This is a genomic window from Kingella pumchi (assembly GCF_022288825.1).
In the GTDB taxonomy this organism is placed as follows: Bacteria; Pseudomonadota; Gammaproteobacteria; order Burkholderiales; family Neisseriaceae; genus Kingella_D; species Kingella_D pumchi.
This window is the reverse complement of record NZ_JAKOOW010000026.1, coordinates 62,348-77,500: the sequence shown is the minus strand read 5'-3', so window position 1 is coordinate 77,500 and position 15,153 is coordinate 62,348. Positions and strand designations below refer to the sequence as shown.

8 protein-coding genes and 1 pseudogene are annotated in these 15,153 nt (G+C 61.8%); 6 read left to right on the top strand and 3 right to left on the bottom strand.

Going from position 1 to position 15,153, the window contains the following annotated elements:
* Positions 1–30 precede the first annotated feature (30 nt).
* From MB824_RS07820 to MB824_RS07805, 4 genes and pseudogenes are all read left to right on the top strand, one after another.
* Positions 31–2,247: a TonB-dependent siderophore receptor gene (locus MB824_RS07820; RefSeq protein WP_238747842.1), complete on the top strand. Its 2,217-nt coding sequence runs from the start codon at positions 31–33 to the stop codon at positions 2,245–2,247.
* A gap of 94 nt (positions 2,248–2,341) precedes the next feature.
* Positions 2,342–4,236: pseudogene (locus MB824_RS07815) on the top strand (ABC transporter ATP-binding protein/permease).
* Positions 4,237–4,474: 238 nt separating this feature from the next.
* Entirely contained in the window at positions 4,475–6,193 is a 1,719-nt protein-coding gene (locus MB824_RS07810) for a proline--tRNA ligase (RefSeq protein WP_238747841.1), read from the top strand.
* 74 nt (positions 6,194–6,267) lie between these two features.
* Positions 6,268–7,278 (top strand): virulence RhuM family protein, encoded by a 1,011-nt coding sequence (locus tag MB824_RS07805; RefSeq protein WP_238747839.1) that lies wholly within the window; start codon positions 6,268–6,270, stop codon positions 7,276–7,278.
* 68 nt (positions 7,279–7,346) lie between these two features.
* Here MB824_RS07805 and MB824_RS07800 read toward each other — a convergent pair whose 3' ends face one another.
* The gene (locus tag MB824_RS07800) at positions 7,347–8,024 is read right to left on the bottom strand and encodes an FMN-dependent NADH-azoreductase (protein ID WP_238747837.1); all 678 of its coding nucleotides are present in this window, start codon (positions 8,022–8,024) and stop codon (positions 7,347–7,349) included.
* 113 nt (positions 8,025–8,137) lie between these two features.
* Here MB824_RS07800 and MB824_RS07795 point away from each other — a divergent pair, with 113 nt between their 5' ends.
* Entirely contained in the window at positions 8,138–9,034 is an 897-nt protein-coding gene (locus MB824_RS07795) for a LysR substrate-binding domain-containing protein (RefSeq protein WP_238747835.1), read from the top strand.
* Positions 9,035–9,134: 100 nt separating this feature from the next.
* Positions 9,135–10,580 carry a phospholipase D-like domain-containing protein gene (locus MB824_RS07790; protein WP_238747833.1) on the top strand — a complete coding sequence of 482 codons (1,446 nt, stop codon included), beginning with the start codon at positions 9,135–9,137 and terminating at the stop codon, positions 10,578–10,580.
* A 147-nt stretch (positions 10,581–10,727) separates the two neighbouring features.
* Here the strand turns inward: MB824_RS07790 and rnc are convergent, their stop codons facing one another.
* Together rnc and recB are read right to left on the bottom strand one after the other, a co-directional pair.
* Positions 10,728–11,435, bottom strand: a complete 708-nt coding sequence (gene rnc / locus MB824_RS07785) for a ribonuclease III (RefSeq protein WP_238747831.1) — start codon at positions 11,433–11,435, stop codon at positions 10,728–10,730.
* Between the two features lie 145 nt (positions 11,436–11,580).
* A complete protein-coding gene (gene recB, locus MB824_RS07780; protein WP_238747828.1) occupies positions 11,581–15,102 on the bottom strand; it encodes an exodeoxyribonuclease V subunit beta in 3,522 nt (1,173 codons plus the stop codon).
* Between the last annotated feature and the right edge of the window lie 51 nt (positions 15,103–15,153).

The window sequence follows — 15,153 nt, the reverse complement described above, 5'->3', positions numbered from 1 at the left end:
TTTTTTTTACCACACACAGAGAGACCGCCCATGTCCGGCATCCGCCCCACCCTCAAACCTATCGTTCTGACTACCCTGTCCGCCCTAATCGCCCTGCCCGCAGCGGCCGACGACACCGCCGCCGCCGACAACGGCCAAAGCCTGCAAACCGTGAGCGTACAGGGCGTTAACCGCTCCACCCGCACCGAAAACCGCAATTCCTACACCACCTCCGCCATGCGCACCACCACCGGCCTAGCGCTATCGCCCAAAGAAACGCCGCAGTCGGTAAGCGTGATTACCAAAACGCAAATCGAGCAGCAGGGCATCACCAATATGGTGGACGCGCTGAAAACCACCACCAGCGTCAACGTCATCCGCGACGGCGGCATCTCCCGTTTCCAATCGCGCGGCTTTTACATCGACCAGATTGAAGAAGACGGCGTATCGTCCACCGTGCCCGGTGCGATCAACAACCCGATGTACGATGCGCAAAGCATGAGCGACATCGCCATTTACGACCATATCGAAGTGGTGCGCGGCGCCACCGGCCTGACCCAGGCCAACGGCGAACCCGGCGGCACGGTAAACGCCGTACGCAAACGCCCCACTTCCAACCGCCAGCTGCAGGGCGAAGTGCAGGTTGACCGCTTCGGCAAAATCCGCACCGCCGGCGACTTCTCCGGCGCACTCAACGAAAACGGCACCTTGCGCGGCCGCGCCGTGGTTGCCCTTGAGCGCGACAAAAACTTCAAAGACCGTGTCAAAGGCGGCAACGGCACCCTCTACGGCGTAATGGACGCCCAGCTTGGCGAAGCCACTACCCTGACTTGGGGCGGTCTCTACCAGCGCAAAAACACCAAACCCGACGATTGGGGCGTGGCACTGGGTCTGCCGCGCGACATCTTCCTCGGCTACAACTGGAACAAAGGCGTGTACGACAAAGCCAATGTCTTTGTCGAACTTGAACACTATCTCAACGACAACTGGCGCTACACCGGCAAACTTGACTACAACTACAACGAAAACACCAAGAAAGTCGGCGGCATCTACAATACCGCCACTACCTACCCGGGCTACACCACCGGCGGCAAGCTCGCTTCAGGCTGGCTCTCCCGCTACGACAACGACGAAAAGCAGTTCACCTTTAAAAACAATCTGAACGGCAAATTCGAACTCTTCGGCAAAACCCACGAAATCTTTACCGAATACACGCTGACCCGCACTCTGAACAACGGCAAACGCCGCCAATACAACTACCGCGGCTCTTTCGATCCGATGACCTTTACCGGCAGCGAAGTGGCCGAGCCGGCAAGCTGGGATGCCGTGCCTTATCAGATGTACTGGGAAACCAAGTCGAAAAAAACCGCCCACGCCCTGCTGCTGGGCTTGCGTCTGAACCCTACCGACAAGCTGCACATTATGGCCGGCACGCGCTGGAACCACATCAAGTCGCACTACGTTACCGATTATTTCTATACGGCCGGCAGCGTAGATAACGATCCCGACAGCGTTACCGACCGCAAAACTGTGCGCTTTAACCCCTACTTCGCCCTTACCTACGATTTGACGCCGCAGCAAAGCCTGTACGCCAGCTACACCTCGATTTTCAAACCCAACAGCAACCAAGACCGCAACAAGCAGTATCTTGATCCCGTTGTCGGCGCCAACTACGAAATCGGCTGGAAAGGCGAATGGCTCAACCGCAAGCTCAACACCTCGGTAGCCCTATTTGACATCGAACAAGACAACCGCGCCGTGCAGGTGTACGACACCGCCGAGCAGAAATGGTATTGGGAGCCGGTAGGCAAAGTACGCAGCCGCGGCATCGAAGCCGAAATCTCCGGCAACCTGACCGCAGATTGGAAAATCTTTGCCGGCTATACGCTCAACAACAGCAAATATCTGGAAGCCGAAGCGCGCGGCAACACCCCCAAAGGCACCAACTTCAGCCGCCACACGCCGCAACACATGCTGCGCCTGTACACCAGCTACAACCTGCCCTTTGCCGATAGGAAATGGACAGTCGGCGGCGGCGTAAGCGCCCAAAGCAAAACCGCCAGCCTCTATGGCGTAAGCCGCGGCGGCTATGCCGTATTCAACGCCAATGTTGATTACCAGCCGAGCAAAAACCTCAAGCTGTCGCTGATTTCCACCAACCTGTTCAACCGTTACTACTACGAGAACAACAAAGTCAGCAGCAAAGGCGCCAACAACTACTACGGCGAACCGCGCAACCTGATGTTCAGAGTCAACTACAAGTTCTAAACCTCAGCCGTCTGAATCCCCTTTTCAGACGGCATCTCCCACCCCAAAGGCAGCCTGAAAACCTTTCAGGCTGCCTTCCCATCTTGGCAGAACCATGAAAACCCTCCGCCGCTTCCTTACCCTTGCCGCCCCCTTCTGGCTGCGGCAAAACCCCTGGTACAACTGGCTGCTTTTGGCCGCCGTTGTCGGCTTCTCGCTGGCCATCGTCCGCGTCGGCGTGCTGATTACCGACTGGAACAAAACCTTCTACGACGCCCTGGCCGCCTTCGACGGCCGCGCCATGCCCGCGCTGATACTCGAATACCTCGTTTACATCACCCTCGTAACCGCCTTCGTCGCCTGCGGCAACTGGCTGCGCAAAGTCCTGCTTTTCCGCTGGCGCGAACACCTCACCGGCCAATTCCAAACCGACTGGCTCGGCGGCCACAAACACTACCGCCTGCAACTTGCCGGCGAGCCCGACAACCCCGACCAGCGCATCGCCGAAGACATCGCCCTGCTGTCGGAAAAAAGCATCGACCTTTTCAAATACTTCATTATGAACGCCGCCAAACTCGGCGTCTTTATCGAAATCCTGTGGCAGCTCTCCGGCGTGCAAACCTTTGTCTTGTTCGGCCACAGCATCACCGTCAAAGGCTATCTCGTCTGGATTGCGCTCGCCTACTCCGCCGCCTGCACCCTGCTCACCCACCTGATCGGCCGCAAACTGCAACCCCTGAACATCGAGCGCCAGCACCGCGAAGCCGACTACCGCGCCACCCTGCTGCGCGTGCGCGACCACGCCGAACAAATCGCCCTATACCACGGCGAAAACGCCGAACAAAGCCGCCTGTTGCACCGCTTTGCCGCCGTCAAAAACAACTGGCGCGGCCTGATACGGCGCGAGTTCTATCTTGAAAGCTTCTCCGCCGCCTACCTGCACCTGTCGATGTTCATCCCCATCATCGCCACCCTGCCCATGTACCTCGCCCACAGCATGAGCTTCGGCGACATGATGAAAGCCCGCAGCGCCTTCTCCAACGTCCAAGACGGCTTCGGCTGGTTTATGGACTACTACAAACGCATCATCGAATGGGCCGCCGTCGTCGAGCGTCTCGCCCACTTTCAGGCTGCCCTCGACCAAGTCCCCGCCGACAGCAGGCAGCCTGAAACTGCCGTTCCCTCCCCCGCCTGCGGGGGAGGGCTAGGGTGGGGGCAAACCGCCGACACATCCGCCAATATTGTTTCTGCCGAAACAACACCCCACCCCAACCCTCCCCCGCGCAAGCGCAGGGGAGGGAGCAGGTTGCAGACAGCATCACCAGCAGCCCGAAAGCCCAAAGGCAGTCTGAAAACCTTTCAGACGACCTCCCCGCCGCCAACCCAAAGCAGCCTGAAACCCTGCTCACCATCCGCGCCTTAAACCTCCACACCGCCGAAGGTCGCCCCCTGCTGCACCATCTTAATCTCAACGCCGCCGCGCCCGAATGGCTGCTGCTCGACGGCCGCAGCGGCATCGGCAAAACCACCCTGATGCGCACCCTTGCCGGCCTGTGGCCGTATTACGCCGGCCAGTTCAGCATCGAAGGCGCGCGCAGCCTGTTCCTGCCGCAGCGCCCCTACCTGCCGCAGGACACCCTGGCCAACCTCGTCCGCTACCCCGCCCCGCCCGAGGGCAGCAGGCAAGACGACGCCGTTGCCGCCGCCCTTGAAAAAGTCGGCCTCGGCCGTCTGAAAGAATGCCTGCACAGCGAAGAAGACTGGCACAAAACCCTCTCCGGCGGCGAACAGCAGCGCGTCAGCCTCGCCCGCGCCCTAATCGCCCGCCCCGACATCCTGTTTCTCGACGAAGCCACCAACCAGCTCGACGACGACTCCGCCACCGCCCTGCTGCGCCTACTCAAAAGCGAGCTGCCCGACACCCTTGTCATCGGCATCAGCCACCAGCCGCCGGTCAAAGCCCTGTTCGACCGCCGCGAAGACCTGGGCGCATTTGCCGCCGACAATTAAAGCCGGAAACCAAAGCGGCTTATCAAAAAGGCAGCCTGAAAGTGTTCAACCGCTTTCAGGCTGCCTAGAACGTGTGCCGTCCATAGGCGAGTATTTTTAACGCGGCAGATGCCGTTTTATGGCGCCAAAGCCGCCATGTTGGTTGTCAACACGCCCTACCCGCAAGCAAAGCAGCCTGAAAGCCGCCAAACCTTGCTACAATCGCGTCTTTACATGATCTGACAACGGAACCGCCGCCATGAAAGCCAGCCAATTTTTCATTTCCACTTTAAAAGAAGCCCCCGCCGAAGCCGCCCTGGCCAGCCACAAGCTGATGATTCGCGCCGGTTTGATCAAAGCCAACGCCTCCGGTTTGTACACCTGGATGCCGATGGGTCTGCGCGTGTTGCGCAAGGTTGAACACATCGTGCGCGAAGAGATGAACCACGCCGGCAGCGTCGAATTGCTGATGCCCGTGGTGCAGCCTGCCGAATTGTGGCAGGAATCCGGCCGCTGGGAGTTTTACGGCAAAGAACTCTTGCGCCTCAAAGACCGCCACGAGCGCGATTTCTGCATGGGGCCGACCTGCGAAGAAGTCATCACCGACATCGTGCGCAAAGAAATCACCAGCTACAAGCAGCTGCCGCAAAACTTTTACCACATCCAAACCAAATTCCGCGACGAAGTGCGCCCGCGTTTCGGCGTGATGCGCGCGCGCGAATTTGTGATGAAAGACGCCTACTCCTTCCACGCCGACTACGAATCGCTGGTGCGCGACGGCTACCAGCCGATGTACGACGCCTACTGCCGCATCTTCGACCGTCTGGGGCTGAACTACCGCCCCGTCGCCGCCGACACCGGCAGCATCGGCGGCACCGGCTCGCACGAATTTCAAGTGTTGGCCGAAAGCGGCGAAGACGTGATTGCCTACAGCGACACTTCCGATTACGCCGCCAATATCGAGCTGGCGCCGACTTTGCGTCTCTCTGGCGAACGCAGGCAGCCTGAAAAAACGCTGGAAAAAGTCCACACCCCCGACGTCAAAACCATCGCGTCTCTGGTGGAATTTCTCAATATTCCGGTTGAACAGACGCTCAAATCCATCGTCGTTGAAGGCGAAAACGAAGGCGAACTCGTGTTGCTGCTGCTGCGCGGCGACCATGAGTTCAACGACATCAAAGCCGAAAAACTCGACGGCGTAAAAGCCCCGCTGACGATGGCCGCGCCCGAACTTATCCGCGCCCAATTCGGCGCAGACGGCGGCTCGCTCGGCCCGGTCGGCTTTAAAGGCAAGGTTTACGCCGATTTTGCCGTCGAAAAAGGCGCGGATTGGGTGATCGGCGCCAACGACAACGGCTGGCACTACACCGGTTTCAACTTCGGCCGCGACGCCGCCGAGCCCGAGTTTGCCGACTTGCGTAATGTAGTCGAGGGCGACGCAAGCCCCGACGGGCAAGGCAGCCTGAAACTCGCGCGCGGCATCGAAGTCGGCCACGTTTTCCAATTGCGCGACAAATACTCCGCCGCCATGAACGCCAGTTTCCTCGACAACAACGGCAAAGCGCAAATCATGGAAATGGGCTGCTACGGCATCGGCATCACCCGCATCGTCGCCGCCGCCATCGAGCAAAACAACGACGAGCGCGGCATCATCTGGACCGACGCCATGGCACCCTTCCAAGCCGTGATCGTGCCGATGAACTACAAAAAATCCGACGCCGTGCGCGAAGCCGCCGACCGCCTTTACGCCGAATTGCAAGCCGCCGGTGTGGACGTATTGCTCGACGACAGGGACGAGCGCGCCGGCGTACTGCTCAACGACAGCGAACTCTTGGGCATCCCCCACCGCCTCGTGATTGGCGATCGGGGCTTGAAAGAAGGCCAAGTCGAATACGCCCGCCGCACCGACAGCCAAGCGCAAAGCATCGCGCTGGATGAAGCCGCCGCCAAAGTAGCCGCAGCGGTGAAACAGGCTTAAAGCCGCGAAACGCAAAGGCCGTCTGAAAGCATCAACAGCATTTCAGACGGCCTGTTTCCAACCGGAAAAGCAAAATGACCGACAACACCCTGATTCTTTACACCACCCAAGACGGCGAAGCCCAATTTGTTTTACGCGAGCTGGGCGGGCAGCTTTGGCTGACGCAGGCAGAAATTGCCGCGCTGTACCAAACAACCGTCTCCAATATCAACAAACATATCAAGGCAATAACAGCCGAGGGTGAATTGTCTGAGCGAGCAACTATTGAGTATTACTCAATAGTTCAAACCGAAGGTGGCAGAAAAATCCGCCGCGAAATCGCCCACTACACCCTACCCATGATTATCGCCATCGGCTACCGCGTGCGCTCCACACGCGGCACGCAGTTTCGCCAATGGGCAACGCGCACTTTGGGCGAGTATCTGCAAAAGGGCTTTGCCATTGACGACGAACGTCTGAAAAACCCGCCCGTCGGCACGGTGGCCGCGCCCGATTATTTCGACGAACTGCTCGAGCGCATCCGCGACATCCGCGCCAGCGAAAAGCGCGTTTACCTGCGCGTGCGCGAGATTTTCGCGTTGGCGGCCGACTATCAGCCGGATTTCAAAGACACCACCCGCTTTTTCCAGACCATCCAAAACAAGCTGCATTTTGCCTGCACGGGGCACACCGCCGCCGAAATCATCTACCGCCGCGCCAATGCATCGCAGCCCCTGATGGGTCTGACCCACACCGCCACCGGTCATGTGCGCAAAACCGACATCAAAACCGCCAAAAACTATCTGAACCAAGAAGAAGTCAGCGAACTAAACCGCATCGTAACCATGTGGCTGGATTTCGCCGAAGACCAGTCTAAACGCAAAAAACAGGTGTTTTTGCGCGACTGGCAGGAAAAATTAGACCAGTTTTTGCAGTTTAACGACCGCAACGTGCTGCAAGGCGCAGGCGCCATCAGCAAAAAACAGGTCGACAAAAAAGCCGCTGCCGAATACGAACGCTACGCCGCCGCACAACGCGCCATCAAAGAGCAGCAGGGCGAAAACGACATCGCCGAGCTTTTGGATTTTGGCCGCCGTAATGATTGAGTGCGCCCAAACAGGCAGCCTGAAAACCTCCGATACAGTTTTCAGGCTGCTTTCCTTATCCGGCTATTCTAGCCGGCCGTTTGCGCCAGCCATTCATCTGCCAAACGCGCCACGGCGCTTTCCGCCTCCGCCAGCGACTGCTGCAAACGCTCGCCGCCGAATTCGTCGTATTCCGCCGCAATGCTTTGCACGTCGGTAATGCCGATATAGGCAAAGGCGGTGCGCACCGAGGCTTCGACGTGGTTGGCGTAATCGGCCTGGCCGCTGTCGTAGCCGTAATCGCCGCGCGAAGAGAGCAGCAGCAGGCGTTTGCCGCTGCCTGCAAGCATCGGCCAATAGGGCTTGCCGCTGCGGTTGCGGTCGAAGCCGAAGGTGCGGCCGACGCGTACGATGTTGTCGATATAGGCTTTAAACTGAGCGGGCGGTGCGAAGTTATACATCGGTACGCCGGCCACGATGATGTCGGCGGCGATCAGCTCGTCCACCAGCGCGTCGCTTTCGCGCAGTACTTCGTTCATCCACGGTTCGCGCGCTTCGCTCGGGGTAAAGGCGGCGTGTATCCAGCGGCCGCTCACCGGCGCGGGCGGGTTCTGGCCGACGTCGCGGTAAACGATGCGGCTGTCGGGGCTTGCCTGCTGCCAGCGGCGGACAAAGCGCGCGCTTAAACGGCGGGTGTGCGAGCCGTAGGCGTCTTCGCCGGAAATGCCGCTGCGGGCGCTGGAATCAATGTGTAAAATCGTGGTCATTTTTGGCTCTCCGAAACAAAACAGAAGCGCGATTCTGCCGCCCTGCCCCGATGCCGGCAAACGCTGTTTTCTCAGCCGACGGCCGAAATTTCTTCATCTATCATTACCGCGATATGAACCGTATTCCCTTTTCCCTCGGCGCCCTACACGCCTTTGAGGCCGCCGCGCGGCTGGGCAGCTTTAAAGCCGCCGCCGCCGAGCTGGCACTCAGCCCCACCGCCGTCAGCCACCGCATCCGCACGCTGGAAGCGCAGTTGGGCAAACCGTTGTTTGAGCGCCGTACCCGCGCCGTGGTGCTGACTGCCGACGGGCGGCTGCTGGCCGAAGCCGTAAGCGGCAGTTTCGCCGCCATTGCCGAGGCTGCCGCCCGCATCCGCCGCCCCGAACGCAGCCGCGTGATACTGGCGCTGACACCCGAATTTGCCCGCCAATGGCTGGTGCCGCGCCTGGCCGGTTTTCAGGCTGCCTGCCCCGATACCGACCTGCACATCCGCGCCGGCTACCGCGCGGCCGACCTTGCCGCCGGCGAAGCCGATCTGGCGGTGCGCTACGGCGGCGGCGCGGCACCCGGCATCGAGGCGGTGCCACTGTTTGACGAATCGTTTACCGCCGCAGCCGCCCCCGCGCTGGCCGCCAAGCTGCCCGCCAAACCACAAAACTGGCCGCTGCTGCATCTGGACTGGCACAAGCCGCAGGGCGCCGCCGACTGGACGGCCTGGGCGCAGGCGGCAGGCGTTCCGCCGCATACCATGCAGGGCGGCACCCGTTATTCCGACGCCGGCCATCTGATTCAGGCTGCCCTGGCAGGACAAGGCGTCGCCCTGCTCGGCCGCAGCCTGCTGGCCGAAGAATTCCGCCTCGGCCTGCTGCAAAGCGTGTCGGATATTATCCTGCCCGGCCAACCCTATTATCTGTGCCGCGCCGCCCACAGCCTGCCGCTGCCTGCCGTGCGCGCGGCAGCCGATTGGTTATCGGCACAAAGCGCCGCAAACGGCATTCAGGCAGCCTGAAAAGCGCCGCCGGCCGTTTCAGGCTGCCTGCTGCGGCGCTTTCGCTATAATGCCGTTTTTTGTTTTTCAGGCTGCCCGAGCAGCACAGCGTTTTCCCACTATGAATCCCAATCCGAGCGATACCGCCCCAGCCATTTTCGAACAGCTGCGCCTGCGCGCCGGCGGCAGCGAAATGTATCCACACTGCAGCCTGAAAATCCTGAACGACAGCCGCGAAAACTTTCCGGCCTGGCTCGATGCGGTGCGCGCGGCCGAGCGCTCGGTGCTGGTGGAGATGTATATTTTTTCCGACAACGCCTTCGGCCGCCAGATGCGCGATCTGCTGCTGCAAAAATGCGCGCAGGGCGTGCAGGTGGTGCTGGTGTACGACTGGTTCGGCTCGCTGTGGCAGGATCTGAAAGGTTTTTTCCGCCCGCTCAAGCAGGCCGGGGCGCTGGTGGTGGCGTATAACCGCATGGGTTTTGCCAGCGGCATCGGCCTGCTCTCGCGCAACCACCGCAAGTCGATTGTGGTGGACGGCGAGACTGCTTTTGTCAGCGGGCTGTGCATTTCTTCGGCATGGGAAGGGCAGCCTGAAAAAGGCATCGCCCCGTGGCGCGACACCGGCGTGATGCTGCGCGGCGCGGTGGTGGCCGATGTGGTGCGCGCGCTGGACGACAGCCTGCAGTCGCAGGGTTTCAGGCTGCCTGAAGCGCTGCTGCCCGAGAGCAGGCAGCCTGAAAACGAAAACGGCGGCAATGTGCGCGTCGGCATCGTCGCCACCACGCCGGCCGACAACAATATGATGCGCCTGGACTTGGTGCTGCTGGCGCTCACCAACCGCCGCCTGTGGCTCACCGACGCCTATTTCATGCCCACCCGTCTCTACACCCAGGCGCTGATCAACGCCGCAGAAGCCGGCGTGGACGTGCGGATTCTGGTGCCGAAAACTTCCGATATCGGCTGGATCGCCCGCGTGTCGCGCACCCGCTACCGCGAACTTTTGCGCGCCGGCGTGCGCATTTTCGAGTGGAACGGCACCATGATTCACGCCAAAACCGCCGTTGTCGACGGCTTTCTGGTGCGTATCGGCTCGACCAACCTGAATTTCTCCAGCTGGCATTTCAACCGCGAGCTGGACGTAGTTGCCGAAGACCATGCCGCCGCCGCGCAGATGGAAAAGCAGTTTTTGCAGGATTTAAACAACGCCACCGAAATCGTGCTCGATGCCGACGAGCAGCGGGCGGTGGCCGAGCAGCGCCGGCGCAAGCTGCTGAACCTGAAAATCCTCCACCGCCAGCAGGCCTTGGCGGTTTGGCGGCAGATGCTGCAGCTCTCGCACGCCTTTGAAGGCAATTTTTACGGCACCAACCAAGTAGGCAGCCGCGAAACCGGCGCCTACCTCGGCCTGGGCCTGACCCTGCTCGCCGCCGCCCTGCTGCTGTGGTTTTTTCCCAAACTGCTGGTGGTACCGCTGGTCTTCCTGCTCGCGGTAGGCGCCCTCTCAACGCTGATGTACGCCGTCAAACAATACCTCAGCCTGCACCGGCGCAAACCGCCACAGTAAGCCGCCGCCGGATAAATGGCACGCATCGAACTACCGACGACAAAACCCAAAAGCAGCCTGAAACGAAAGCAGCCTGAAAACGAAAATTCGTTTTCAGGCTGCCTTTTGTTGCTGTTTTTCAGACGCGGCAAGGACGCGACAAACCTTTCAGGCTGCTTTGCCGCGCGACTGCAGCCATTCCAGCGCGGCGGCGGCGCACAGCTGTTCGGCGGCGCGGCGGCTGGCGGCTTGGGCGCGGGTGATATGTCCCAGCTCGCCCAAGTCGCAGGAAACTTCAAACCACGCTTCGCTGCCCTCGCCGGTTTGTTTTTCGATGCGGTATTTGGGCAGCGGCAGCCGTTTGGCCTGCAGCGCTTCCTGCAGCCGGCTTTTGGCGTCTTTGGCCTGGGTGTCGAGATCGACGCCGCGCACGCGCGGGGCAAACAGCCGGCGCACCACCGCTTCGGCGGCGGCAAAACCGGCATCCAGGCAAACGGCGGCAAACAGCGCTTCCACTGCGTCGGCCAGTATCGACGGCCGCGAAGCGCCGCCGCTTTTCATCTCGCCCGCGCCCAGATACAGCGCTTCGCCCAGCTGCATTTCGCCCGCCAGCGCCGCCAGCGTGTTCTGATTGACCAGATTGGCGCGCAGCCGCGACAGCTTGCCTTCGGGCAGCTTGGGAAAGGCATCGTACAGCATCCGCGCCACGGTGTAATTCAGGATGCTGTCGCCGACAAACTCCAGCCGCTCGTTGTTCAATCCGGCATGGCTGCGGTGGGTCAGCGCCTGCCGCAGCAGGGCTTCGTCGGAAAACTGGTGGCCGATCTGCCGCTGGATGCGGGCCAGGGCGGCGGTTTTGCGCGGGTCGGGTTTCATAAGGCAGCCTGAAAATAAAAAGGCGCGGATTATAGCCTGAAAATCCGGCGGCGGCGGTTTGCTCTGCCGGCCGGCACGGTCAAAAGCAGCCTGAAAACGGCAACACCGCTTTCAGGCTGCTTTTGCGGGACTGCAAAATGGTCCTTTACAGCCACGGTGCCAAATCGGCGGTGGCGATGTCCCATTGCCAGATGCCGTGGGTGTCGGGGTTGTCGAGCCCGCGCAAAAAGAGATAACGCACGGCGATGTTTTCGGGCAGGCTGCCGCGCCCGCGCAGGTAGCGGGCGGCGGCAACGGCGTAAATCAGCGCCTGCAGGTAGTAGTGGTGTTCGGCCACCGCCGCTTCCAGCGCTTCTTGGCCGTAGGCATCGGCATCGCTGCCGAGCAGGTTGGACTTGTAATCGACCAGCAGTGCGCGGCTGCCGCTGAGCGCCGCCAGGTCGATAAAGCCGCTGATATAGCCTTCGACATCGTAAAAATCGAGCCGGCGGGCGGCCTGCTGAATCAGCGGCGGCAGGCCGGCGACGGCGAGAAAATCGCGGATGTCGCGCAGGCGGAAAGAGTCGCTGTGCAGCAGAAAGTCCATTTCGGTGCGCATCGCCGGCGGCGGGATGGCGGCCAGCGTCAGACCGTTGCCCAAGGGCAGCGCGGCGGTTTGTTCGATCATCGCCAGCACCGGCGCCAGCCAGCTTTCGCTGTCGAAACCGTGGCGGTTCAGGGTTTCCGCCACCCGTTCGGCCTGGGCGGCGGCGGGGTGGTCGAAACGGTATTTTTCCAGCACCGCATGCAGGCAAATGCCGGCGGCGGGGCCGGCGGGAAAGGCGTGGATGCCGGATGCTTCGGCGCCGTTTTCAGGCTGCCCTGCCGCCGGCAGCCGGCGCTCGGCACCATCCAGTGCGGGCAAGAGTTCGTCTTCGCCGGCGGCAGCGTCGCGGCTGCGGCTTAAGGCGGTAAAGCTGGTGTGGCGCACAAAGCAGAAGCGGCGCGGGGCGATGTCGAGCGCGCGGTAGCGGCCGTTTGGCGCGGCGGCGGCTTTCAGGCTGCCTGAAAATGCCGGCGGCGCACCGGTGAGCGTAAAGCCGTCGTTCTGCCTGGCAAATTCCTGCCAGCGGGCGCGGTAGGCGGCGCTGTCTTTGGCGGTGGCGGCATCGCAGCCAAGCAGATAGGCCAGGGCGCTGCGGCCGCCGTCGCGGCAGGCGGCCAGATACAGGGTCAGCTCTTCTTCGGCGCGGGTCAGCGCCACATACAGCAGGCGCAAATCTTCCGACAGCGCTTCGGCTTCGATTTGCTGTTGGTCGTCTTCGGAAAGCTGGCTGTGGTGCAGCAGCTCGGCGCGGTTTTGGTGCCGGTTGTCGTGGACGATGTGCCAGTCCTGCCGCTCGCCGCTGCCGCCGGCGCGCCAGACGAAGGGGCAGTACACCAGCGGGTACTGCAGGCCTTTGGAAGCGTGGAAGGTAACGATTTTAACCAGATTTTCGTCGCTCTCCAGCCGCAGCACCGCTTCGCTGTCGCCGCCCTGCCCCGCGCGCGCGGCGGCGATGCGCCGGCCGAGCCACTGGTGCAGCGATGCGGGGGTGTGGCTGGCTTCGTCTTCAGCGGCCAGCAACTCCAACAGCTGGTGCAGATTGGTCAGCGTGCGCTCATTCCCCTGCGCCAACAGCCGTGTTTCGACGCCGTGACGGTTGAAAAAACCGCGCAGCGCGGCATAGGCGCCGTGGCGCTGCCACTCATCAAGCGTGGTGCCGGCGGACTGTATCCACTGCAGCAGCGCCTGTTCGTCTTCCTGCAGGCGGCGGATATCGCTTTCGCCATAATCAAACAGGCAGCCTGAAAGCACGAAATGCAGCCGGCTGCTTTGGCCGCTCTGCAGGAAAAAGCCCAAGAGCGCATACAGCGCTTCGGCTTCTTCGCCGTCGAAAATATCGGCCCGGCTGGCGAGCACGCTCTGCACACCCGCGCGCTTAAGGGCGCGCTGCACCATTTCGCCGTGGCGGCGGGCGCGCACCAGCACGGCAATCTGGCCGGCTTCCAGCGGGCGGCCGCCGATTTTCAGGCTGCCCTGCTGCGCCTGCTGCAGCCGCGCGGCGATTTCGGCGGCACACCATTCGGCGGCGCGCTCATCAAGCGTATCGGCGTTTTCCCCGCCTTCGCCTTCGTTGAGCCAGCGCAGGCGCACGGGCGCATCGGCAGGCTCGAGACGGTTTTCGTCACGCGCGGCATCAACCGGCTGGTAGTCGATTTTCGGCAGCCTGAAAGGCTCTTCGCGGGCAAACAGGCGGCCGATGCTTTCGATCAGGCGGCGGTGGCTGCGGCGGTTGGTACCGAGCGTGTAGCGGGCGCCGGCATCATCGGCGGCCTGCAGATAGGCAAAGATGTCGGCGCCGCGAAAGCTGTAAATCGCCTGCTTGGGATCGCCCACCAGAAACAGCGGCGTGCCGGTTTGGGCAAACGCGCGCTCGAAAATGCCGTACTGCAGCGGGTCGGTGTCTTGAAATTCGTCGATCAGCGCCACCCACCATTTGGCCGCCATCGCCTGCGCCAACTCGCCGGCGTAGCGGTTTTCAGGCTGCAGGGCGCGGGCAACGTCGAGCAGCAAATCATCGAAACCGCGCTTGGGATCGTCGGCCTTGGCCGCTTCGCGCGCCTGCCGCACTTCTCGCAGCAGATCAAGCTGCAGAGCGACCAGCGCGGCGGTAGTTTCCGCAGCGGCGGCCGTGGCGGCATCAAGCAGCGCGGCCAGCGGCGCCAGCGCGTCGATGGCACCATCGGGTGCGGTGGCGCCCTTTTTCAGCCCTTTTTCCAGCGCTTCGGCGCTAAAGGGATTGCCGCCGGAGCTGTTGGCCAGCGCTTTAGCCAGCAGCAATGGCGCGGGTGGGCTGTCCGCTGCCGCCCAGCCAAGCAGGCGGTCGAATTTGCTGCGGTAGGTCGCCTGCCGGTAAACATTGCCGTTTAGCGCCGGATGCAGCCTGAAAAAAGTTTCGTCCAGCGCCGGCAGCTGCGCGGCAACTTCCTGCCAGCGCCGGGCGTAATCTTCGCGCGCGGCGGTGCTGCTTTCAGGCTGCCTGATCGCCAGATAGGGGCGGCCGAGATAGGGCTTGAGCGCGTCGCAAACCGACTGCGGCGTCAGGCCGGCGGCATAGGCCAGCGCGGCGGTTTCGCCGTCGGCAGCCACGCGGCGGCGCCAGAAGTCTTCAGCGGCGGTTTGCGCGCCGCCATCGCCGCTCTCGTCCAATTCCAGCTCAAAGGGCGCGCCGCAGTAAAAGGCAAAGTCCTGCAAGACGCGCTGGCAGAAGCCGTGGATGGTGTAAATCGCGGCGTTGTCAAAATCGCTTAAGGCCGCTTTCAGGCGCAGCTGCAGGCGCTCTTCGCTTTCATTTTGCCGCGCCTGCGCCACCAGCTGCGCCAGCGGGTCTTTATCGTCAGCCGATGGCGCGTCCAACAGCGAGAGCGCTTCGTCCAAACGCGCGCGCAGGCGGCCTTTGAGTTCGGCGGTGGCAGCTTTGGTGAAGGTGACCACCAAAATCTGATCAACCGGCAGCCGCTCCAGCAGCACCAGCCGCACAAACAGCATGGCAATATTCCAGGTTTTGCCGGTGCCGGCGGAGGCTTCAATCAGATTGGTACCCTGCAGCGGAACGCTGCGCGGGTCAAGGGGCTGGGCGTGCATGGCAAGTCGCAATCGTCGGGAGAAATCGGGAAAGCAGCCTGAAAACGGAAT

Coding starts and splice junctions, on each gene's coding strand:
- rnc (WP_238747831.1), bottom strand. CDS start 11,435: ATGAAACCCGACCCGCGCAAAACCGCCGCCCTGGCCCGCATCCAGCGG.
- MB824_RS07795 (WP_238747835.1), top strand. CDS start 8,138: ATGAACCGTATTCCCTTTTCCCTCGGCGCCCTACACGCCTTTGAGGCC.
- MB824_RS07810 (WP_238747841.1), top strand. CDS start 4,475: ATGAAAGCCAGCCAATTTTTCATTTCCACTTTAAAAGAAGCCCCCGCC.
- MB824_RS07800 (WP_238747837.1), bottom strand. CDS start 8,024: ATGACCACGATTTTACACATTGATTCCAGCGCCCGCAGCGGCATTTCC.
- MB824_RS07820 (WP_238747842.1), top strand. CDS start 31: ATGTCCGGCATCCGCCCCACCCTCAAACCTATCGTTCTGACTACCCTG.
- MB824_RS07805 (WP_238747839.1), top strand. CDS start 6,268: ATGACCGACAACACCCTGATTCTTTACACCACCCAAGACGGCGAAGCC.
- recB (WP_238747828.1), bottom strand. CDS start 15,102: ATGCACGCCCAGCCCCTTGACCCGCGCAGCGTTCCGCTGCAGGGTACC.
- MB824_RS07790 (WP_238747833.1), top strand. CDS start 9,135: ATGAATCCCAATCCGAGCGATACCGCCCCAGCCATTTTCGAACAGCTG.